Genomic DNA, 21235 nt, shown 5'->3' with positions numbered 1-21235 from the left:
AGGATTCAACTCGCCTTGGCCGTCACCTCGGCGCGTGTCCGGGTGCCGGAGAGACGGTCACGTACTCACTGGCAGGCGCCAGTGATGCGCAAGCGGCTCATCCCAGCCGCGACTTCGGGCGGCGGCGCTTGCCCGTTCCCACGACCAGAACCGCCCCCAGGCCGAGCGCGAGACCGCCGATGCCGAGCAGCCGGCCGGTGGTGTCGGCGCCGGTCTCGGCCAGGCGGCCACCGGCACCGGTGGCGACCTGGGTGGTGGCCTGCGCGGGGGCCGAGGCCTGAACGGTGCCACCGTCCCCACGATCGGCGGGACCGCCTTCGTTCCCTGCGCCGGGGTCGGCGCCTTCACTGCCCTGCCCAGGCTCCTCACCACCGTTGCCGGGGTCCTCGCCGCCGTGCCCGGGGGCTCCTCCGTTGCCGGGGTCCTCGCCGCCGCCTCCGTGCCGGGCAACGATCTCCGCCATGGCACTGACGCTCTCGAGCTTCACGTCCTCGTTCAGTGCGCTGGCTCCGCCGAGGGTGAAGAAGACGTCCATGAGCGGAACCTGTGCGCCGAACCTCGCCCGCAGGGGAATGGTGAGCTTGCCCGTCGGGAGCTTGGCACCCTCCTCGACACTCACGATCGGAATGCCCTCGAACGGAAAGAAGGACAGGTCACGCCATGCTCCTCCCACACGGGTGGGTCGTGGTTGTGCCCATACAGGTCGAGCAGGACGAGGCCGCCCTCGGGGAGCACCACCGTCCCGTCCCATTGCGGGTCGTGGGCGGCCAGGGCTGCGACGAACGGCGCGAAGGGGTAGAAGCGGCGCACCTCGTGGGCGAAGGCACGGGCGTACGCGCCGTCGTCCGTGCGCAGCCGCTCGCGGTGCACGGGCTCGCGGTGCACGGGCTCGCGGTGGAGCGCGTGCGCGGCGAAGACGGCGAACCAGGCGAGGGCGACCATGGGGCGGATGACGTTGAGCAGCTCCACGGCGGCGGTACGGGCGTCGAGCAGCCGGCCGTCGGAGTCCCGGTGCGCCGCAACGGTCTCCAGCACCGAGCGCGGCCGGTCGTGGACGCGTGTCACGGCGTAGACACCGCCTGTGGGGCCGGCCCCCTCCCGGACGGCCTGCACGATGCCGGCCAGCCGCTTCTCCTGCCGACTCCGGGCCCGGCGGGCCTTCCAGTGGCGTGGGCCCACGGTGGCGAAGCCGTCGACCATGGCCACGCAGTCCTCGGCCGTCGTACGGGTCGCGTAGGCCGACAGCCCCGTTCCTGCGCAGTCGCAGACGGCCGAGGCCAGGACCGCGGCGGTCTCATCGAAGAGCACGACCTCGCGGCCCCGCCAGCCCTCGACGGCGAGGAGCCACTGGGTCGACACCCGGTCCGTGAGGGCGGCGACGCCGCCCGCGGACATGAGGAGGGAGACGAACATGTTCTTGCGGACCCGGTGTCGGTCTCCGTCGAGGGTGTGCACCGCGCCACGTCCGAACAGCGTGTCGAGGACGGGCCCGGGGAGGGCGCCCTCACGCCGCACGTAACGCTCGTCGTAGAAGAATTCCACTGCCCGGGGCCGTGCAGCACCAGCGTGGGCTTGCCCATCAGGCGGGTCCGGACCGGACCACCGCTGTGCCGGCGGCGCAGGTCCGGCAGCCACGCGTAGCCACGGGCCAGCAGGGCCAAGGTGCTGTCGGTGAGGGGGTAGGACATGGCCGGCGCCCACCCCCTCGCCCGCCCCTCATTCCCCGCGTTGGGCGGGCCCCGCTCCCGGTCAGAGGCCCGCGGCGGGCTGTAGTCGGGGGCGCAGCCGTCTGGAGTCTGCGGCTGCGGCTGCGGCTGCGGCTGCGGCTGCGAGGCTCTCGGCGACTTGACCGACAGATAATTAGCCGCCATATTATTTCCCATGAGTGACGAGGATGCGAACCCCGGCGCTGCACCCACGCTCGAACAGGCGCGGAAGCAGATCGCGCGGTACGGACTTGAGGCCGACCCGCAGGCGGTGCTTGTCGCGGTGCGCCTGATGGCTGCCGGGGCGCGCCTGGACCGGGCGTCCGAAGTGCACTTTGCGCGTTCCGGACTGTCGACCGGGCGCTACCGCCTCCTGGTGGATCTCGAGGACAGCGACGGGGAGAAGTCGCCGTCGCGGCTTGCAAAGAGCCTTGGTGTCTCGCGCGCCACAGTGACCGGCCTGGTCGTTGGCCTGGAGCGAGAGGGTCTGGTGGCTCGCCGCGCCTCGACGGAGGACGGGCGGGGCGCAGTAGTCGTACTCACGGCGCGCGGCAGCCAGCGGTTGCGCGATATGGCCGCGGACCACTTCGCTCGGCTTGAGGCGCTGGTCGGCGGACTGGCCGCCGACGAACGCGGGCTGTTCCTCGACCTCCTGGAGCGGATCACACAGCGGATCGGCGCTTTGACTGCCGAATAGCTGCGGCATCACTTCCGCGCGGGGGCGGCCGCCTCGACCGCGCGGCACCCTTTCCTGCACCCAACTAGTTAGCCAGCTAATCAACTGGTTAGCCAGCTAATTTATTTTGGAGGAGTCACATGAGTCCCCCTCCCCAAACCGCCCAGCGCGGTTTCGCCACACGTCCGTTCGTCCTGTGGAAGGAAGTCGCGACCGCCTACCTGGCCCCTGCGCTCACTGCCGGGCTCGGCGGATTCCTCAGCGGCCAGCCCGAACTGACCTGGGCCGCCTTCACCTCCATCGGGGCCACATCGGCCTTGGTGGCATGCATCGTCGGCGCGTGGCTGCACCGCCGTGGCCGACCCCGGCGCTGGACGGCCTCGGCGCCGCGACCGGTACTCACCCTCGGACTTGCCCTTACAGCGGCCGGAATCGCCGGCCTGGCCGGATGGTTCGGATCCGACTGGCTGCCGTCGCACACACCGGTGCCCGATGCCGGATGGCTGGGGCGGCTGCGGATAGACCTGCCGCTGTCGGCCAGCCTGGCCGCCGCCATCGTCACCTGGCGGTGGCACGGCACGACATCCCGGCAACAGGCCTGACCCAGCCCTTCCCACCCGACTCTCCAGACCCCTCACCCACGAAAGGCACACTGTGATCACCATCATCGGCGCCACCGGCGCCACCGGCAGCGCCCTGCTCCGGCGGCTCATCGAACTCGAAGTCCCCTGCCGCGCCGTCAGCCGTACGCCCGACAATCTGCGCGCCGCCATCGGCACAAACGCGCCAGTCGAGATCGTCGGTGCGGACGCCGCAGACCCTCAGACGCTCCGCGACGCATTCGAGGGATCCACGCAACTGTTCCTCGCCATGGCCAACAGCCCGCGTCAAGCCGGGCTGGAGACCAACGTGATAGACGCTGCAGCCCACTGCGGGGTACGGCACGTGGTCAAACTCTCCGCCCCAGCAGCCGAGCCCGCCTCACCGGTGGCCATCTCGCGCAGCCACTGGCGGGTCGAGGAACACCTGGCGAAAACCGAAATGACGGCTACGCTGCTCCGGCCCTACGCATTCATGCAAAAGCTGCTCCTGAACGCCCCGGCGATCGCCGAGGGCGTACTCATCGGGGCCATGCGCGAGGCACCCTGTAACTACATCGACGTCCGGGACATCGCCGACGTCGCCGCCGAGACCCTCCTGCGCCCCAGCCTTGCCGGCGCCACCTACACCCTGACCGGCCCGCAGGCCTTCAGCCACCCCGAGCTCGCCCGTCTACTCGGCGAGCTGACCTGCCGCCCCGTTCGCTACATCGACCTGCCGCTGAGCGAGTTCCACAGCCACCTCCTGTCCACCGCACACATGCCGCCCTGGCTCGCCAGCCACGTGGTGGAGATCCAGCAACTGGCCATCGCACGCCCGGAATCCCCCAACGACACCATCGAGACCATCCTCGGCCGCCCCGCCAGGACACTGCACACCTTCCTCCGCGAACATCTCCACACGTTCACCAAGACCGCCTGACCGACCGCCGAACCGTCTGCCAAACAGGGTGGCGGATCCCGGGCCGGTCCAGTCGCCCCTGGCCGAGCTGCGGATGGCACACCTACACCGGTCCGAAGGGCTTTCCACACCGACCAAAGACCCGGATGGTTTGTCTGGGTTCGGACGTGGGGTCGAGCACATGTTCAGCACGGTGGGGTTCGAAGTGGTCCCGCACCCTGGTGGCTGGTTTCAGGTGCGGCCCTGCGTAGACGGCGTGGACCTGGTCGCCAAGCACTGCTCTGACGATGGGTACGGCATCGACGCCGAGATCCTCTTCCCTATGTCCGGACCGGGTCCACTGGTCGAGACACGGGCCGGACGGCAGGTCGACCTGGGTGAGCCCGAATGCAGCGGCGGGTGCTGCGGGTACCTCGCAGTCTTCATCAGATTCCAGGAGATCCGCATCGAGTGGGCGAACCGCCACCTTCCCCACGCGCCCGACGAGGCCCCACCCGCCGTGTGGTCCGATGTCGACCAATACGCCAGCGCCGTCGCCGCGGTCACCCCCGGATCCTGGCGCGCCATCCCTCGACCCGAACCACGCCCCAGGGCATGGCCGGCGAAAGCCGCGATCAGGGACGGACGGAGGGCCAGGAAGGAGCTGTGACGGGCGGACACCCGACGCTGTCCGCAATGACACGCCCGTCCCCACCGACGACGACTTCCCGGCATGGGAGACGTCCGTCAGGAGAGGTCGGGCGTCGGGCCGGCAGCCGACGGGCCCTGCCGGGGATCGAGCTGCGTCGCCTGCACGGCGGCTGCTCGCGCGGCGGTGGCGAGGTAGGTGATACGAAGGGTGCCGGTGGCAGGTTCGCGGTCGACGAGCACCTCGACGCCGTAGACCGACTTGATCAGATCCGGGGTCAGCACGCTCTGCGGGGCACCCGACGCGACCACCTGCCCGCGCTGGAGGAGGACGAGGTGGTCGCAGTACCGCGCGGCGAGGTTGAGGTCGTGCAGGGCGACGACGCTGGTGACGTCCAACGAGGCCAGCAGGTCCAGGAGTTCCAGCTGGTGACGGATGTCCAGGTGGTTGGTGGGCTCGTCGAGCAGGATTTCCCGGGGCTCCTGCGCGAGGGCGCGGGCGAGTTGGGTGCGCTGCTTCTCGCCCCCCGAGAGGGTGTGCCAGCTCCGGTCCTGCCGGCCGGTGAGGTCGGTCCGCTCCAGCGCCGCGTCGACGATCCGCCTGTCGTGCTCGCCGAGGGCGTCGAAGCGGCCGCGGAAGGGTGTGCGACCGAGCTCCGCGACCTGGCGGACAGTGACGTGGTGGTGGGCGGAGACGTCCTGCTCGACGACGGCGAGCCGTCGGGCCAGCACGCGGCGGCCGAGCTCCTGGAGGCCGGTGTCGTCGTAGCGGACGGTTCCGGAATCGGGGCGGCGCAGTCCCGCGAGCAGGCGCAGCAGCGTCGACTTGCCGGAGCCGTTGGGGCCGAGGAGACCGGTGACCCTTCCGTCGTGAGCCGCCATGTCAATGCCGTCGAGGAGCCGTTGGCCCTTGACCGACCAGGAGAGGCGGGTAGTGGTGATGCGGCCCATCAGGACTCCAGACGCTTCAGGACCAGCGCGAAGGCGGGCGCCCCGAGAAGTGCGGTGATGACGCCGGCGGGCAGCTCGTGGGGCGAGAAGGCCGTGCGTGCGAACACGTCCACCCAGATGAGGAAGACGGCGCCGGCGATCGCGGACAGGGGAAGGAGGGAGCGGTGCGTCGGACCGGCCAGGATGCGGACGGCATGCGGGATGAGCAGGCCGATGAAGCCGATCGCGCCGGAGGCCGCCACGGCGGCCGCCGTGATGACGGAGGTCAGCACCATGAGCCAGACGCGGGCCGCGGTGACGTTGATCCCCAGAGCGGCCGCGGAGTCCCACCCGAAGGTGAAGGCGTCGAGGGCGGGCGCGAAGAACTGCACGGCGACCACGCCGACCAGGATGATCACGACGGTGACCGTCACGCCTTCCCACCGGGCGCCGCCAAGGGTGCCGAGCAGCCAGTAGGTGAAGCCTCGGGTGGAGTTCGCGTCCCCGCTGACCATGAGGACGACCGATGTGACCGCGGCAAAGAATTGGGACACGAGTACGCCGGTGAGCACCACGCGGGAAGGGCTGGCGACGCGCCCCCCGCCGAGCAGGGCCAGCAGCAGGCCGAAGGAGACCAGGCCACCGACGAATGCTCCGGTCGACAAGGAGACGCTTCCGCCGATGCCCAGCAGGAGCACGGCGACCGCGCCGGTGGAGGCGCCGGAGGAGACCCCCAGCAGGTAGGGGTCGGCCAGCGCGTTTCTGGTGACCGCCTGAAGCACCGTGCCCGAGACGGCCAGGGCCATGCCGACGGCGGCGGCCAGCAGGACGCGCGGGAGTCGGGACTCCCAGATCAGTGCGTCATGGAGACCCGGCAGGGGCGGGGTGGGGGCGATGCCGCCCAGACCGATGTGCCGGAGGATCGTGGAGACCACGTCAAGAGGCCGGATGTCCGCGCTCCCGAACAGCGAAGCGGCGATGACCGACACCAGCAGCGCGGCCACAGCCAGGAACAGAAGCGCAACCGTGGGTACACTCCGCCGGCGCACCGGAGCCCCCGCACCGTTGCCGGTCGGGGCTTCGGTGCGCGCGGCGGACTTGTGTGAAGTCGTCGTCATGATGTGGACGGGTCACCCGAGCTTGTTCAGGCCGTCGGCCAGCGCGGGGACGGCTGACGCGCTGCCGTAGCCGGGATCCATGTGGCTGCCCGGGATGGTGATGAACCGGTCGCCCTTCACAGCGTCGAGCTTGCTAGTGAGGGGGTCCTTCTTGAGGAGAGCGATCTTCTCCTTGGCGGTGTCGTTGGGTTCGCCTCGGGTCAGGTCGGCCAGGATGATGACGTCGGGGTTGCGGGCCGCGACCTCGTCCCAGCTGACCTCGGCCCACTTGGTCTTGGCGTCGGCGAAGATGTTCTCGACTCCGACGAGCTTGGAGATGTGCTGGGGCAGACCTCCGGGACCGGCAGCCCACGGAGTGCCCTCGTAAGTGGAGTAGAACCACATCACCCTCAGCGGGTTGTCCCGCTTCTTGACGGCGCCCACCGCCTTGTCCACGACGGCCTGCTGCTCGGTCGCCAGCTTCTCCCCGGCTTCGGGCACGCCCATGATCTTGCCCAGCCGGCGGTACTCCTCGAACAGCATCGTGAAGTCCGCGTCCGCCACGCTCTCGTGGTACGCGCAGTCGAACTCGGTCAGGTACGTAGGCACGCCAAGATCGTGGAGCTGCTTGCGTTCGCCGGACTGCTCCTTGGTGAACATGCTCGCGAAGGAGCCGTAGACGAAGTCCGGCTGGGCTTCCAGCAACTTCTCGTGCTTGATCTCCGCCCCGGGCGCGGACAGGACCGGGATCTTCTCGTACTGATCGGCGATCGCGGGCGGCGTCTTCTCGATCTCGTAGCCCGTTCCGGCGATCCGGTCGCCCACCCCGAGGTGGATGAGGATCTCGGCGGCGGTCTGGTTGAGCGTCACGACCTTCTTCGGTGCGGCCCCGTAGGTCACGTCCGTGCCGCAGTTCTTGAGGGTGAACGGGTAGGTGGCCGCACTCGCCTCCGTTGCCGCCGCCTTGCCGTCGGCAACGGAGGAGGAGTCGCCGGCACATCCCGCGAGCGCGAACATCGCCAGGGCCGTACCCATTATGGAAATCGTTTTCGTTTTCATCGGCTGCAGAGTACCAAGTCGTTCGAAGGGGCAGAAGAGATGGTTGCGGGAACGGTCCCGACGTCGGCGTGGGGCACGTTCGCGGCGCTACCGCAGCATCGCGGCCAGCCGGCGGACGACCTGTTCGTCGAACAGACTGTTGGCGGCCATCCAGTCGTCGTTGAACACGGTGTCCAGGTACTTGTCACCGCCATCGCAGACCAGCACGACGATGGTGGTCCCCGGCTCCGCGCTCTGGGCCTGCTGCAGGGCCTTGTACACCACGCCGCCCGCCGAACCTCCGATCAGGAGGCCGAAGTTCCTCGCGAGGTAGCGGCAGGTCTCGAAGGCTTCCGCGTCGCTGACCTTGATCCCCTGGTCGAAGACCTCGTAATCGACGACACCGCCGATCTCCGAGCCCGCCGGCGTACCGGTGCCGGACTGGTGGTAGGGCGCGCCCTGGCCGCCGAAGACGACGGACCCGACCGGCTCGACGCCGATGATCTTCAGCTCGGGGATGCGTTCCCGCAGGAAGCGGCCGGTGCCGCAGAGGGAGCCACCGGTGCCGACGGCCCCGTACAGGTAGTCGATGTCGTCGCCCAGGTCGTCGTGGAGTTCACGGGCGAGTGGCCGGTAGCCGTTGGGGTTGCCCTGGTTGCGGTGTTGCGCGGTCCAGTAGGCGCCGTGTTCGGCAGCGAGGCGCTTGGCCGTGGTGTCGCGTTCGGCGGTGGCGAGGCCTTCCTCGTCCCCGGCGACGTTGAGGATGTCGGCGCCGTAGGCGAGCATGCCGCGGAGCTTGTCCGTACTGGAGTGGTTGTCGACGACGGCGGTGAACTTGTATCCGCGTTCGGCGGCGATGAGCGCCAGGCCGAGTCCGGTGTTCCCGGAGGTGGACTCGACCAGCCACCCACCGGGGGCCAGAAGCCCCGCCTCCTCCGCCTCGTCGACCATGTTCCTGGCCATCCGGATCTTGGCGGTTCCGGTGGGGTTGAACTGCTCCAGCTTCAGCAGGACGGTCGCCCCGCCTTCCGCGACGGGCAGCTTGAGCAGGGGCGTTCGCCCGATCAGGTCGGATATCTTGCTCGTGATCACGGCTTGTCCTTCGCACAGATCTCGGTCAGACACCGGACGAAGACGTCGTTGTCCCCGGGGGTCGACAGCGAGGCTCGGATGTAGGTCTCGTATCCCGGCTCGCGCCACGCCTTGACGATGATCCCGGCACGGTGCAGCTCCCGGGCGACATCGTCGGCGGGGCGGCCGGTGTCGATGAAGAGGAAGTTGGTCGAGGACGGGACCACGCGCAGCCCCGCTTCGCTCAACCGGTCGGTGACCCTTGCGATCTCCAGGACGGTGAGGCGGACCGTCTCCGCCAGGTGTGCGTGGTCCCCCAGCGCGGCGATCGCGGCTTCCTGGGCCGGATGGTTCACGTTGTACGGGGTACGGACCCGGTCCAGGGCCTGGATCAGGGCCGGATCGGAGGCGACGCCGTACCCGACGCGGACGCCGGCCAGGCCGTAGGCCTTGGAGAAGGTGCGCAGCACGATCCACGGCCGGTCCAGTTCGCGCAGGGCTTCCAGCCCGTCGGGATAGCCGGGGTGGGACCGGGCGTACTCGCCATAGGCCTCGTCGAGCACCAGCAGGGCCGACTCCGGTAGGGCGGCCACGATCTGCGCCAACTGGCCGGCGTCCAGCATCGAGCCGGTGGGGTTGCACGGGTTGGCGAGGAAGACGAGCTTGGGGCCCGCCGCGAGCGCGTCGCACCAGGCGTCCGGGTCGAACCCGAACCCGGCGGTGACCGGGACCTTGTGGACCCGGGCGCCCATGACGCGGGGGAAGGTCTCGTGCAGGCTGAAACCGGGCGCCTGGGTGACCACCAGATCACCAGGGTCGAGGACAGCCTGGCAGAGCAGCTCCAGGATGTTCTCCGAGCCGTTGCCGAGCACGACCCGGTCGGGCGGCACGTCCAGACTCGCTCCGACGGCCTCGGCGAGACGCCGCCCAGTGGGGTCGGGGTAGCGGGAGACGCCGTGGGCCAGGGCCCTGCGCACGGCTTCGGTGACCGCCGGGGAGACCTCGAACGGGTTCTCGTTGTTGGACAGTTTGATGACGCGGCCGGAGCCGCTGAGGGCGGCCACCTCCTCCGGGTCGGCGCCGGGATCGTAGCGAGGTAGACCCGCCACCTCCCTGCGTATCAGGGAAGTGGAAGGGGTCGGCGTGAGGACGGGGTTCATGACTGCTCCGGTTGCGTGACGGGTGCGCCGGACTTCTCCCGCAGGAGCCGGTCGACGCGGCGCAGGAAGGCGATCAGCAGGAGGGTGGCGGTGGCCGCGAGGCCGATGGTCTGGCCGGTCCAGACGCCCTCGACACCCCAATCGGCGGTGACCCCGAGCAGGTAGCCCGCGGGCAGACCGATCAGCCAGTAGCCGACGAGGGAGATCCGGAAGGGTCCGGCGGTGTCGCCGACGCCGCGCAGGATGCCGTTGCCGATGTTCTGGGTCGCGTCGAAGACCTGCATGAGGGCGGCGATCAGCAGACCGCTCACGGTCAGCGCGATGATGTCCGCGTTGTCGGCGTGCTCGGCCGAGAGGAACAGAGACACCATCGCCTCCGGTGCCACCAGGTACACGACGGCGACCAGCAGCGTCGCGATCACGCCCCAGGCGATGCCGAGCAACCCCATCCTGCGGGCTTCCTGGTAGTCGCCGCCGCCGTCGGCCTCGCTGATGAGGATCGACGCCGCGTGCGAGATGCCGGCGGAGATCATGAAGACGATGTAGACGATCTGGTTGAGCACCGTCTGCGCGGCCAGGGCCTCGACTCCCAGTGAGCCGACGACCAGGGTGAGCACGCTGAAGAAGCCGGCCTCCGAGGCGTAGGTTCCGGAGATCGGCAGGCCGAGGCGCCAGACCGACCGGACAGCGTCCCCGTTCCAGCGCCGTGCGTCGGGCGAGGTGAGGTACGGGCGCAGGCTGCTGTCGCGCAGGATCACCGCGCCGAATGCCACGAATGCCAGCAGAAACACCGTGACAGTGGCGATCGCAACACCGACGAAGCCAAACTCGGGCAGTCCGAACTTCCCGTAGATCAGAACGTAGTTCAGACCGATGGTCAGGCCGACCGAGGCCAGCGTGATGGCCAGCAGCGGACCGGGCCGCTTGAGGCCGGTGGTGAAGTGCCGCAGGTTCTGGAACCACAGACAGGGCAGCATGCCCGGAGCCAGGACCATCAGGAACTCGCCCGCCCTGTCGACCACCGTCCGATCCTGGCCCAGCAGGACGAGCAGCGGGCCGATCAGCAGCAGGGCCGCGCAGAACACCACACCGCACACGGTCGCCCAGAAGAAGCCCGCGAACAGAAGCGCGCCGACTCGTTTCCTGTCCTCGCGCACCTGGGCCTCGGCCACCAGGTTGCTGACCCCGGTCACCAGGCCCGTCCCAGTGGTGCGCAACTGGTTGAACAGCGCGATGGCCAGACCGGCGGCGGCGATCTCGACCGCGCCGAGCCTGCCCAGCATGACGATGTCGACCGTGGTCAGCGCGACATAGGCGAAGTTGGTCAGGATCAGCGGGAACGCGAGCTTGAGCAGCGCACGCGAGTTCTTGACCCCCCAGGCGGCCCCGGGCGCCCCCTCGGACCCCGTACTGGCTGTGTCGGTCGTCTCGGTACTCACCAGAAGTTGACCTTTTCCCCGCGCCCGGCCGCTCGCGCGAGGTCGGCTACGTACCGTCCCAGCGCGGCGTCGGTGACCGCCATACCGCTGTTGTAGGCGAACACCACGTCGTCCGGACGGCGCCGGGGGGGTGCCAGGCCGAGCAGGATGTCCGGCAGCTGAGCGTCGACCGACGGCAGGCTTCCGTCCTCGCCTCGCAGGTCGTCGCAGGTGGCGTGCATCTGGGCGGTGTCGGTGGCGATCCGGTAGTCCGCTCCGTGGCACACGTCGACGTGCACGCCGTACCCGAGCAGCACGGCGACCGAGCCCGGCTTCATCCAGTCGCGCCGGACCTCTTCCGTGGCGGACAGGCCGGCGGCGCCGATCACGACGTCCGCTTCACCAGCGGCCTCCCGAAGGTCCTTGACGATCTCGACCTCGCGGCCGTCGACACTGTCCTGGACTGCGCGCAGACCGTCGGGGTACGTGCCGAACACCTGCAACCGCTCCAGCTCCGGCATGGCCGCCACCAGCATCGGCAGGGCCGACTGCCCCTGGACACCGGTGCCGACGACGAGGGCGGTCCGTGCGTCGGGGCATGCGGAGCGGGCGAACAGAGCGGTGGTGGCCGAGGACCGCAGGGGCCCGAGCTTCACCACGTCCATGAGCGCGATGGGAGCACCGGTGGTGTCGTCGACGAGGAAGACGAACGAGTGGAACCGGTAACTGTCCCGGCTGCGGCGCGGATCGAACTCGTAGACGGCCTTGAAGCAGACGGTGCCGCTGCCGCCGTCCCTCGCCACCATCGAGTAGCTCAGCGAGCGGTGGCCGGGATCGTCGATGATCGTCTTGACCGGGTTGTTCGAGCCGCCTTCGCGCAGCGCGCGGTAGGCCTGCTCGACGACCGCGATCACCTGCCGGCGGTCGAGGTCCAATCCTTCCTGCTGTGCTTGCGGCAACAGCCACAACTGCCCGGGCGGGGCATAGCTCGGGGACATGCGGGTTCTCTCCTTGGTAGGGGCGTGCTCGAATCGGTTTTTGGGTCTCATCGGATTCCGTCCAGCCGCCAACGCGGCGTGGTCCCGTCGTCGCCCAGTCGGACGACGACCTTCGACGGCAGAGGGGCGTCGTGGAAGGGTGACTCGTTGGAGTCCATCTGGTACCCGGCGGTGTTGAGGTAGACGAGGTGGTCACCGCGCCGTACGGGCCGTGGGAAGCCGATCTTCCGCCAGGTCACCAGGTCGCTTTCCAGGCAGGTCGACCCCGCGACACAGGCCGGGAACATCTCGTCGGCGGCCGACCGGGCGGACATCAGCAGCGGGTCGGGGAGGTAGTCGCTGTTGAACCACTGCTCGGAGAGGCTGAAGCTGCTTCCGGTGACGGTGACGATCGCGTACCCGTCGGACTCCCTCCGGTCGTCCACCTGCTGTACGCGGAACAGCGTGAATCCCGCTTGATCCAGCAGGGCCCGGCCGGGCTCCACCACGAACCGGATACCGTGGCGCCCCGCCTTCGCGGCGAGGCTTTCGCCGCTCTCGACCGGGTGCTCCATGATCGCGCGGACCGCCTGGTCGGCGGGCTGGCCGCCGTACGGGTAGAAGTCCTCGAAGTCCTTGGACGCGTGATAGTGGGCCGGTTCGTTCTGTACGAGGAACTCGTTCCAGAGCCGTGGCTCGACGTAGCGGACCGGCAGTCCGCCGCCGATGTCGACCAGTTCGGCGGTCGTTGAGCCGCGCCGCCGAGCATCGAGGCAGTGCTCGATCATCTCGTTCGCCGCCGTCGCGCGTTCCGCGCTGGAGTAGCCGTTGAGGTGGAAGGAGAAGCCTCGGAGGCTGATGTGTTCCGCGAGATCCGCGCACAGACCGACTGCGGCCCCCCGCTCGGTAGCGGACATTCCGAAGCGGCTTCCCGACTGGCCGGCGGTCCGGGACCGCAGCAGCACCGCGACCTGTCGCCGTGCGAGGCGGGCGGTCGCGGCGAGCCGACGGAGTTCGCTGGTCGAGTCGACGGCGACCAGGCAGCCGTGCTGAACGGCGAGAGCGTGCAGCGTCTCGTCCTTCTCCGGTCCGGACACACCGATCCGGTGTCCAGGCACTCCGCCGGCCAGCGCCTTGATCAGTTCGGGGGTGCTGGCGACATCAACCCCGACACCAAGGGCGGCAGCCGAACTGACGAAGCAGTCGGCCTTGTTCGCCTTTTTGGCAAAGAGGATCTCGGCATCGGCACCTGTCTCGGCGAACGCCCGGCGAAGCCTGACGACGTTCTCCTCGAACACCTGGGGCAGCACGACGTGCAGGGGGGACCCCAGGCCGCCGAGGAGGTCGACCAGCAGGGCACGGTGATCCGCCAGGAGCGTGGAGACGATGGGATGCCTGAGTGCGGTGAGCGCGAAGGGCCGGAATACGGCCGCCGGACGCTCCAGCACGTGTCGTGAGATGAGCACCCCGTACTTCTATACGATTATGACACCCATTTTCAATAGGGGTCGTGAGGGGCCTCCGCGTTACGTGACGGAATGGGCGCTTTCGTCCCCAGCCGGGCTTCGGCGCCCGGTAGGGCTCGCATGCCGTCCGGAGCGCCTGGCGGACGGCAGGTACCGGCGTGCCGGACCGTCTCGCCGAGGCTTCGCGGCACGCGGGGATCCGAGACGCTGGCCGTCATGTCGCAGCGCATGCTGCCCGAGCCTCGGCAGCTCACCCGGCCCGTCGCCGTATCACCGTCCCTCCGGCGCCAGCTGGCCGACTGCTGGGTGGATGTGGCGAACGGCGGAGGCGCGGCATCGGCAGCCTCGATCCGGCGCTGTGCCGCTTGCTCGTCGCCGATTCCGAGGGAACGCTCGCCGGCTGGCTGGTTCTCCGGCGCGATCCGCATCCTCTGAGGTGCCGGGCGACTGGCTGGCCGATACGGCCGCGGGCGTCGTCGCCCACGGCTCCGGCCCCCGTACCGGCAGCGTGGTGTGCGAGCACTTCGTACGGTGGCCAAGGCGCTCGGGGGCTGGGTGGCGCCCACTCAGATCGCCGCCTGCCCAGCCGGCTTCGTCGCCGGCCCGCCGGCCCGCCGGCCCGCCGGGCACGCCCCCGGTTCCCGACGGAGCTCTCCTCCAGCGCTGCCACGCCCTCGCAACGGAACACCACCGCTGCGCAACGATGCTCCGCGCCCCGGCCCCCCAGCCCATCTGACACGCTCCGGACCCCGGGCGACGGCTTCGCGCCGCGCCCGGGGTCCGGGCTGTGTCGGGCTCGTGTCGGGCGCGGTGCCGTCGCCGAAAGGCCGCGGGGCCCCCGGGCCGGTAAAATGGTGCGTGAACGTCGTCGCGCCCGGGGAACGCGCAATTCACTTCCGCCGACAGCAGGAGTTGGCGCCATGAGCAACGTCGTGACGAGGGCCGTGGCAGTCGCCTCCGCCGCCCTCCTGGCAACCACCGGCGCCGTGGTCGGCGCCAACCAGGCGTCGGCCCTCCCGAGAACCCCGACCTGCCAGGTGGCCGACCTGGACCTCTCCGTCGGGGATCCGGACGGATCCGCCGATTCGCTGCACTACCCGATCGTGTTCACCAACACCTCGACCCGTACGTGTGCGTTGCGCGGATACCCGGGCGTCAGCGTGGTGGACGTACGGCACCGCCAGATCGGCGCCTCTGCGATCCGCACCGGCGAGCCCGTGCGCACGGTGGTCGTCTTCCCGGGTGACACCGTGACCGCCGTCTTCCGCACCAACAGCTCCGATGTCGCGCAGAGTTGCCGGCCGTGGTCGACGTACCTCAAGGTCTACCCGCCGAACAGCTTCCAGGCCGTGCAGATCCCCTACCGCGTGCAGCTGTGCGGAATGTTCGAGATAAGTCCGGTAGAAGCCGATTGACGGGGTCTACGGGGCACGTGGGAGAGGACTACGGCGCTACTGCCTACCGGGCCACCGGGCTACGAGGAACGCCGGATCCCGTTCACGAAGGCGGTCAAGCGCTCCGCGTAGGCCTCCGGATGGCTGATGTGGGGGATGTGGCCAGCTCCTTCGAAGGTGTGCGTGTCGGCCTGCTCGTCCAGGAAGGTGGGCGCGTTGGCGACGAAGGTGTCGCGGATCCGTTCCGGAAGCTGTTCCCAGCCCCCGGGGCCGAAGGCCACCTCCTCCACGAACTGACGTGCTCCCGCGAGCACCTCGTCCGCCCGCAGCCGTTCCAGGACCGACCTGATCTTCTGCTCTGTGGCCACCACCAGCGGCTGCAGCTCGGCGGAGTCGGCCACGATGCCCAGGAGCGGGGGTTCGTGGGCGACGATCCCGCGGAAGAGCTCGGGCCGCCGGGAGGCCGAGCGTGGTCGAGGCCCCGAACGAGTTGCCCGCCACGTAGGCCGGTGCGAACCCCAGGGTCCCCATGAGCGCGGCGAGGTCCTCTTCGTCCTCGAACCGGGATCCCTGCGCCGCCGGGCGCTCGCTCTGGCCGTGCCCCCTCCGGTCGACCAGGACCAGCGGATCACCGTCCCCGCCGGCCTCGTAGAAGAGTCCGACACCGTTCACTTCGACCCGCGACATGCCCGGTCTCCTCACCGAAGGCCCGGCGGACGAAGGGCAGGGGACGACAGCCGTTCCCGGCGCCGAGTGAGGGCACCAGCGGGATCAGCTCCACGTTCGGCTCCCGGGCGGCCAGCGCACGCAGCGCCTCGAGCTTCACGTCGGACTCCGTGCCGACGGCGGCCAGGAGGGCGAGCAACTGCTCGTCGCCCAGCCCGCCGAGGGACGGTCTCGGGGTGCGCTCCGGACCGGGCACCTCGATCCCGAACCGGTGCCACGGCTCGCGGGACCAGCAGCAGCCCTTCCGTGCCGCGGGAGCGACGGTGGTCAGAGAGTCGTCCAGGCTGGCCGCCCCCGTGCAGTCACCCCTGTGAGGCGGAGTGCGGCGGCACTGCGCAGGCCGTACAAGCCGAACCCGAGGCCCGGTGACACTGTCCGCCACGCCGGCTGTTCCGTCAGTACACGAGCTTGTAGGTCACGTCCTTGGGGACCGGATACGGTGCGGTGTCGGTGTAGAGGAGCCGGATCGTGGTGAAGCGCTGGACTTCGGGGTGCTCGGGCCAGGAGTCCGGATTACTCAAGGTGACTGTCACTGGGTACGCCCGGAAACGGCCGACCGCGCAATACGGACGGCAGTCGTTCACCATGTCGGTGCCGGTGGCCGTCGCTGTCCGCGGCCCCCAGCTGTCCCAGCGGAGTTCGACGAGCCGGTTGTTCCCGTCGCCGCAGGCCAGGAGGTATTCCTCGGGACGCACACGGGCCTGCGAGAAGCAGTCGACGACCACCACTGGATCCAGGGTCCGGGTCGATGCCGTTCCACCACTGTGCGCGGAGGCCGGAATCACGGCAGCCGTCATGGCAGCGACCGTGCACACCAGGATGATCATCCGCACCCCGCGCCGGAATGCGCGTACGGGGCGGCCAGTACCTGAAACGTTCACGGAGGGCCTTCCTCGCCACTCTGCCCACTGCCGGTATTGCGGCCTCTCCCCCAGCTTCCCCCATGCGTGCGAACCGCGCAGGTGCTGGGAATCGTGCCGGGCCGTAGCGATGCAGGGTACTCAGAGAGCGCTTCCCGTTCTCTGGAAGATCGTTTCCCGCCGTCCGAGGGGCAGGGCCTGAGGGCATCGTCGTCGGCCTGCCCCGGCGACCCGGTCGACGGCCCGGAGGGGGCCGGACGCGGGCAGGGCTCCGGGCCAGTCACGTCGCTATGCGGTCCTGTCGGCGGCGGCCAGGGCCCGGAGTTCGGCGGCGGCTTCGAGCTGGCGGGGGTGGTTCAGGCGGACCAAGGCCTCGTGTGCGGCGGTCAGGGTGGTGCGGGCTTCGTCGGGGCGGGCGAGGTGGCGCAGGACGATGCCGAGGTCGAGCCGGGCCGGTTCGCTCCAGGCGGGCATCCGGGCATTCTCGAAGTGGTCGAGCGCGAAGCTCAGCGGGGCAACCGCTTCCTCCCACCGTCCCAGCGCGGCCAGGTCGTTTCCGAGGTGCTGCCGGCTCGACGCGAGGTAGATACCGATCACCTGGTGCGGCTCGCCCGGGAGGCCGGCCAGGCTGCGGGCTTCGCTGTGCCGGTGGATGGCCAGAGCCTCGGCGGCGCGGCCGGCCTGGCGCAGGAGCTTGCCCAGCAGGTTGAGGGCACTGAGCTCGGCCAGGCGGCTCTCGACGCCGCTCTGGAGCGCGAGGTGTTCGGCGGCTGCCCGGAACCCGTCGATGGCCTCGTCGCTCCGGCCGAGCCGGTGCAGCGCACCGGCCGCGTAGCCCATGGCCCAGCCCACCTGGAGCTGGTCCCCGGTCTCACGGGCCACGTCCAGCGCGGCCCGGGCGGTGGTGAGCGCAGCGGCGTGGTCGCAGAGGCAGGCGTTGTACGCCCAAGCCAGGTAGTTCAGCTGGACGGCCTCCTCGCGCCTGCTGCCCAGGGCGCGGGCCGAGTCGGCACCGCGCTGGAACACCTCCGTCCACTGCTCCCAGTGCATGGTCCAGTCAGAGAACCAGTGCATCGCCTCGGCCGCGTCGACCACCTGCCGGTGGTCGCCGGCCGCCTGGGCGCGCCGCAGGGCGTGGAGCCACTGGGCGCGTTCGTGCTCCAGCCAGGCGCGGGCCTCGTCGGGACCGGCGGGCGCGGTGGCCGGGTCGGGGTCGCCTTCGGCGGCGGTGCCGGGCGCGGGCGGGTGGTCGGCGTCGAAGTGCAGGGCGGCGGCAGTGGCCCGGCGCAGGGCCCAACAGGCGGCGCGGTCCTCGGCGGCGGCGATCTCCTGGGGTCCGTCCTCCTCGGCCAGCTGCTCGGCGGCGAACAGGGCGAGCAGGTCGTGGAAGCTGTACCGGTCGGCGGTGGGATGGGGCTGGAACAGGCCGGCATCGGTCAGGTCCTGGGCGCAGCGGGCGGCCTGGCGCCGGGACAGGCCGGCCAGCAGAGCGGCGGTCTCGGGGCTGAAGTCGGGGCCGGCCGCTAGGGCGGAGCGGCGGAAGACGGTACGGGCCGGTGGGCTCAGCTGCCGGTAGGACAGCGCGAAGGCGGCCCGTACCTCCAGCGAGCCGGCCCGCAGCGCGTCCAGCCGGTCGCCCTCCTCGGCGAGCTGGCCGACGAGCTTGGCGATCCGGTCGCCGGGCCGGGCGGCGAGGCGTTGTCCGGCGATGCGGACGGCCAGTGGGAGGTGGCCGCAGAGCCCGGCGAGGTCACGGGCGGCCTGCGCCTCCCGGCCGACCCGCTCGGGGCCGATGATGCGGGTGAGCAGTTCCACCGCCTCTTCACGCCGCAGCAGGGCCAGCTCGACACGATGCACCGCTTCGAGACCGGCCAGGGCCTGGCGGCTGGTGACGAGCGTGAGCGAGGTGCCTTCGCCGGGCAGCAGGGGCCGTACCTGGTCCTCGTCGGCCGCGTTGTCGAGCACGAGGAGCACCCGCCGGTCGCGCAGGACGGAGCGGAGCAGGCCGCTGCGGTCCTCGGTGTCGGCAGGTACGGCGTCGGCGGCGATGCCGAGGGCACGCAGCAGGCGGGCGAGCGCGTCGGCCGGGAGGGTGGGCTGCGGGTCCATGCCGCGCAGGTCGACGTAGAACCGGCCGCCCGGGAAGTGCGGCGCGAGGGCGTGGGCGGCGTGCACGGCGAAGGCGGTCTTGCCCAGGCCCGGCTGGCCGTTGATCACGGCGACCGGCGGGTGGTCGGGGCCGGTCTGCTCGGCCAGTGCCGCCAGTCGCGCCAGGGCGGGGCCGCGGGCGGTGAAGTCGCGGAGGTCGCGGGGCAGCGCCAGGGTGTGGTGCGGGGCGGACTCCGGCGGGGGTGCGCTCGCCGCGGGACGGTTGCCGGGGGCTGCGGACTCGTGCGGCGCACCCTCCCCCGCCGACCGGCCGGCTGCCTGCGCGTAGGGCTGCTCCCGGGACCGGCGCGGGCGGGGCCGCCCCAGGCTGGCGGCCCGTTCCAGTTCCCCGGTACCGGCGGCGTCCAGGCCCAGTGCCTCGGCCAGCGCCCCCACTGTGCGCCGCTGCGGTCCCCGGGACCGGCCGCGCTCCATGTCCGACAGGGCCCGCACGCTCACCTTCGCGGCGTGCGCCAGTTCCTCCTGGCTGAGCCCGGCGGCCGTGCGCAACCGGAACAGGTGCTCGCCGAACCCGCCGGTGGCCGGTGTGTCCGTGCCCATGTCCGTGTGTCCCCCGTACTGCGCGGACCGGCAGGAATGCCGCATCCGTCCCGGCAGAAGTATGCCGGACCGCACTTCTGCCGGTGGAACCACCTGGTCCGGATCCACTTCGGCGCGATTGGCTGGGGGCGTCCGATCCGGGGACCCGACCAACCCCGGCCGACCGGTCCGTCGCGGCGCCGCAGCGTCCTCGCCTGCGGGTGCCGCGCCGGGCTCCGGGGACCTTCGTACATCGGCTCGCCGCCGTACCGCACCGTGGACGCCGGCGGCCGCTTTCCACCAGGGGACATTCACAATGAGATCCAGAGGTGCCGTGCCTCGTCCGGGAGCCTTCCGCCGCGCCCGCCTGCTGCGCCTGCTCGTCCTGCCGGTGCTCCCGCTCCTCGTCCTGGCCTCGATGCTGACAGCGCCCACGACGGCGGAGGCGGCGAGCAGCAAGTACGGGAATTCGCGCTACCACCAGTGGTCGTGGGTGACCACGCACAACGCCTACGCCAACAGCGACATCAACTTCCCCGTTCCGCCGAACCAGTCGCAGAGCATCAAGAACCAGCTCGAGGGCGGCGTGCGCGGGCTGATGCTCGACACCTACGACCCGAGCGGCACAGCGCCCGTCGAGATGTGCCACGGTGGCACGGGTTCTTGCTACGAGGAGTTCAAGTCCGGGATCCTGACCATCGTCAACTTCCTGCAGAAGAACCCTCAGGAAGTGGTGACGGTCTTCCTGGAGAACTACGCCAGCCAGCAGACGCTCAGCAAGACGATCACCGACATGCTGGATGCCAAGGGTGCCGGCAACATGCTCTTCGACCAGGACGACTGGGGCATCAACACCAACGACTGGCCCCGCCTGCGCGACATGGTCGCCGCCAACCAGCGCCTGGTGATCTTCCAGGACAGCTGGAGCGACCTGTCCGTCGGCTCCGGCACCCTGATGTACACCTGGACGCACACCGTGGAGAACCGGTACAGCTACGGCCAGGGGCAGCCGTACGGCTGCGATGCGCGTGGGGGTAGCCGGCCCCTGAACCAGAACCCCATGCCGGGGACGAGCAAGCTGACCCCGCTGTTCACCATGAACCAGTTCAGCTCGGACAGCATCAACCCGAGGCTGGCCGCCAATGCCAACAACGGGGCCAAGCTCAAGAGCCGGATCGAGGAGGCCTGCCGGCCCGCCGCGGGCCGCAACCCGAACTTCGTGGCGGTAGACCACTACCAGGTCTCCGACAACTCGGGCCACACCCCGGTGTCCGTGGTCGCCGAGCTCAACCGCGACAACTACGTCTTCGAGCCCGACCCAGCGGTGTGGATCGTCAGCGACTCCAAGCAGTACGTCAGCACGTACAACACCAACCGGTGCATGGTGCGCGGTGACGACTTCCCCGACGGCTCCGGCGGCCTGGTCACGCAGCGGGCCTGCGCGAACCCGGCGCCCAGCAGCCACCAGTGGACGGCCACCAAGCCGAACTACGACGGCAAGGGCTACTACTGGATCAAGGCCAACAACGGCTACTGCCTCACCATCCCGTGGAACCTCGGCACGCCGCCCGGTGACGGCACGCAGCTATTCTGGTGGCCGTGCGAGACCCGGTGGTCCTCCGCCACCCAGCTGTGGGAGGTCATGCCGACCAACATCGACAGCAACGGTGTTTCACACGGCTACTACTTCATCAACCAGTGGACCGGCAAGTGCCTGACCCTGGACCCCGCGACGACCGGCGGCAAGGCCGGCAAGGTCACCCAGGCCGCCTGCCCCAAGCGCTGACGCGCCAGGCTGACGGGCCCGGGGGGGGGGGGGGGGGGGGGGGGGGGGGGGGGGGGGGGGGGGGGGGGGGGGGGGGGGGGGGGGGGGGGGGGGGGGGGGGGGGGGGGGGGGGGGG

Annotated in this window: 20 protein-coding genes; 6 read left to right on the top strand and 14 right to left on the bottom strand. The window is 70.4% G+C overall.

The window, feature by feature from the left end; genetic code table 11:
• Positions 1-97 precede the first annotated feature (97 nt).
• Positions 98-619: a hypothetical protein gene (locus ACZ7GJ_RS33230; protein ID WP_470756986.1), complete on the bottom strand. Its 522-nt coding sequence runs from the start codon at positions 617-619 to the stop codon at positions 98-100.
• Positions 616-1542 (bottom strand): cytochrome P450 family protein, encoded by a 927-nt coding sequence (locus ACZ7GJ_RS33225; protein WP_470756984.1) that lies wholly within the window; start codon positions 1540-1542, stop codon positions 616-618. Before ACZ7GJ_RS33225 ends, ACZ7GJ_RS33230 begins: the two co-directional genes overlap by 4 nt.
• A 339-nt stretch (positions 1543-1881) precedes the next feature.
• Between ACZ7GJ_RS33225 and ACZ7GJ_RS33220 the strand changes: the two genes are divergently transcribed.
• The 4 genes from ACZ7GJ_RS33220 to ACZ7GJ_RS33205 all read left to right on the top strand — a co-directional run bounded on the left by ACZ7GJ_RS33220 (position 1882) and on the right by ACZ7GJ_RS33205 (position 4531).
• Positions 1882-2403, top strand: coding sequence for a MarR family winged helix-turn-helix transcriptional regulator (locus ACZ7GJ_RS33220; protein WP_470756982.1), 522 nt, complete (start codon positions 1882-1884; stop codon positions 2401-2403).
• A gap of 119 nt (positions 2404-2522) precedes the next feature.
• On the top strand, positions 2523-2984 hold the full coding sequence (locus tag ACZ7GJ_RS33215) for a hypothetical protein (RefSeq protein WP_470756980.1): 462 nt from the start codon (positions 2523-2525) through the stop codon (positions 2982-2984).
• Positions 2985-3036: 52 nt separating this feature from the next.
• Positions 3037-3903, top strand: coding sequence for an NmrA family NAD(P)-binding protein (locus ACZ7GJ_RS33210; RefSeq protein ID WP_470756978.1), 867 nt, complete (start codon positions 3037-3039; stop codon positions 3901-3903).
• Positions 3904-4063: 160 nt separating this feature from the next.
• The gene (locus ACZ7GJ_RS33205) at positions 4064-4531 is read left to right on the top strand and encodes a hypothetical protein (protein ID WP_470756976.1); all 468 of its coding nucleotides are present in this window, start codon (positions 4064-4066) and stop codon (positions 4529-4531) included.
• A gap of 77 nt (positions 4532-4608) precedes the next feature.
• Here the strand turns inward: ACZ7GJ_RS33205 and ACZ7GJ_RS33200 are convergent, their stop codons facing one another.
• From ACZ7GJ_RS33200 to ACZ7GJ_RS33165, 8 genes are all read right to left on the bottom strand, one after another.
• Entirely contained in the window at positions 4609-5460 is an 852-nt protein-coding gene (locus ACZ7GJ_RS33200) for an ABC transporter ATP-binding protein (protein WP_470756974.1), read from the bottom strand.
• Entirely contained in the window at positions 5460-6488 is a 1029-nt protein-coding gene (locus tag ACZ7GJ_RS33195; RefSeq protein WP_470757087.1) for a FecCD family ABC transporter permease, read from the bottom strand. The genes ACZ7GJ_RS33200 and ACZ7GJ_RS33195 overlap by 1 nt, the downstream gene beginning before the upstream one ends.
• 81 nt (positions 6489-6569) lie before the next feature.
• A complete protein-coding gene (locus ACZ7GJ_RS33190; protein WP_470756972.1) occupies positions 6570-7571 on the bottom strand; it encodes an ABC transporter substrate-binding protein in 1002 nt (333 codons plus the stop codon).
• 111 nt (positions 7572-7682) lie between these two features.
• Positions 7683-8666 carry a PLP-dependent cysteine synthase family protein gene (locus ACZ7GJ_RS33185; RefSeq protein WP_470756970.1) on the bottom strand — a complete coding sequence of 328 codons (984 nt, stop codon included), beginning with the start codon at positions 8664-8666 and terminating at the stop codon, positions 7683-7685.
• Positions 8663-9754 (bottom strand): histidinol-phosphate transaminase, encoded by a 1092-nt coding sequence (gene hisC / locus ACZ7GJ_RS33180; RefSeq protein ID WP_470756968.1) that lies wholly within the window; start codon positions 9752-9754, stop codon positions 8663-8665. Before hisC ends, ACZ7GJ_RS33185 begins: the two co-directional genes overlap by 4 nt.
• A 47-nt stretch (positions 9755-9801) precedes the next feature.
• Positions 9802-11244, bottom strand: a complete 1443-nt coding sequence (locus ACZ7GJ_RS33175; protein ID WP_470756966.1) for an MATE family efflux transporter — start codon at positions 11242-11244, stop codon at positions 9802-9804.
• Positions 11241-12221 (bottom strand): ornithine cyclodeaminase, encoded by a 981-nt coding sequence (locus ACZ7GJ_RS33170; protein ID WP_470756965.1) that lies wholly within the window; start codon positions 12219-12221, stop codon positions 11241-11243. Before ACZ7GJ_RS33170 ends, ACZ7GJ_RS33175 begins: the two co-directional genes overlap by 4 nt.
• Before the next feature lie 47 nt (positions 12222-12268).
• Positions 12269-13666, bottom strand: coding sequence for an alanine racemase (locus ACZ7GJ_RS33165; RefSeq protein ID WP_470756964.1), 1398 nt, complete (start codon positions 13664-13666; stop codon positions 12269-12271).
• A 920-nt stretch (positions 13667-14586) separates the two neighbouring features.
• On the opposite strand from ACZ7GJ_RS33165, the gene ACZ7GJ_RS33160 reads away from it, so the two are divergent.
• Entirely contained in the window at positions 14587-15081 is a 495-nt protein-coding gene (locus ACZ7GJ_RS33160) for a DUF4232 domain-containing protein (protein WP_470756962.1), read from the top strand.
• A gap of 59 nt (positions 15082-15140) precedes the next feature.
• Here the strand turns inward: ACZ7GJ_RS33160 and ACZ7GJ_RS33155 are convergent, their stop codons facing one another.
• The 4 genes from ACZ7GJ_RS33155 to ACZ7GJ_RS33140 all read right to left on the bottom strand — a co-directional run bounded on the left by ACZ7GJ_RS33155 (position 15141) and on the right by ACZ7GJ_RS33140 (position 19355).
• A complete protein-coding gene (locus ACZ7GJ_RS33155; RefSeq protein ID WP_470756960.1) occupies positions 15141-15461 on the bottom strand; it encodes an alpha/beta fold hydrolase in 321 nt (106 codons plus the stop codon).
• Between the two features lie 227 nt (positions 15462-15688).
• The gene (locus tag ACZ7GJ_RS33150) at positions 15689-15982 is read right to left on the bottom strand and encodes a hypothetical protein (protein WP_470756958.1); all 294 of its coding nucleotides are present in this window, start codon (positions 15980-15982) and stop codon (positions 15689-15691) included.
• 199 nt (positions 15983-16181) lie between these two features.
• Positions 16182-16583: a hypothetical protein gene (locus ACZ7GJ_RS33145; RefSeq protein ID WP_470756956.1), complete on the bottom strand. Its 402-nt coding sequence runs from the start codon at positions 16581-16583 to the stop codon at positions 16182-16184.
• A gap of 351 nt (positions 16584-16934) precedes the next feature.
• Positions 16935-19355, bottom strand: a complete 2421-nt coding sequence (locus ACZ7GJ_RS33140; RefSeq protein ID WP_470756954.1) for an ATP-binding protein — start codon at positions 19353-19355, stop codon at positions 16935-16937.
• Positions 19356-19668: 313 nt separating this feature from the next.
• Between ACZ7GJ_RS33140 and ACZ7GJ_RS33135 the strand changes: the two genes are divergently transcribed.
• Entirely contained in the window at positions 19669-21120 is a 1452-nt protein-coding gene (locus tag ACZ7GJ_RS33135) for a phosphatidylinositol-specific phospholipase C domain-containing protein (protein ID WP_470756952.1), read from the top strand.
• The last annotated feature ends 115 nt before the right edge of the window (positions 21121-21235 follow it).

This window comes from Streptomyces sp. NPDC037242 (assembly GCF_055604165.1).
The sequence above is the reverse complement of the archived record's forward strand: the minus strand, read 5'-3'. Positions and strand labels throughout refer to the sequence as shown.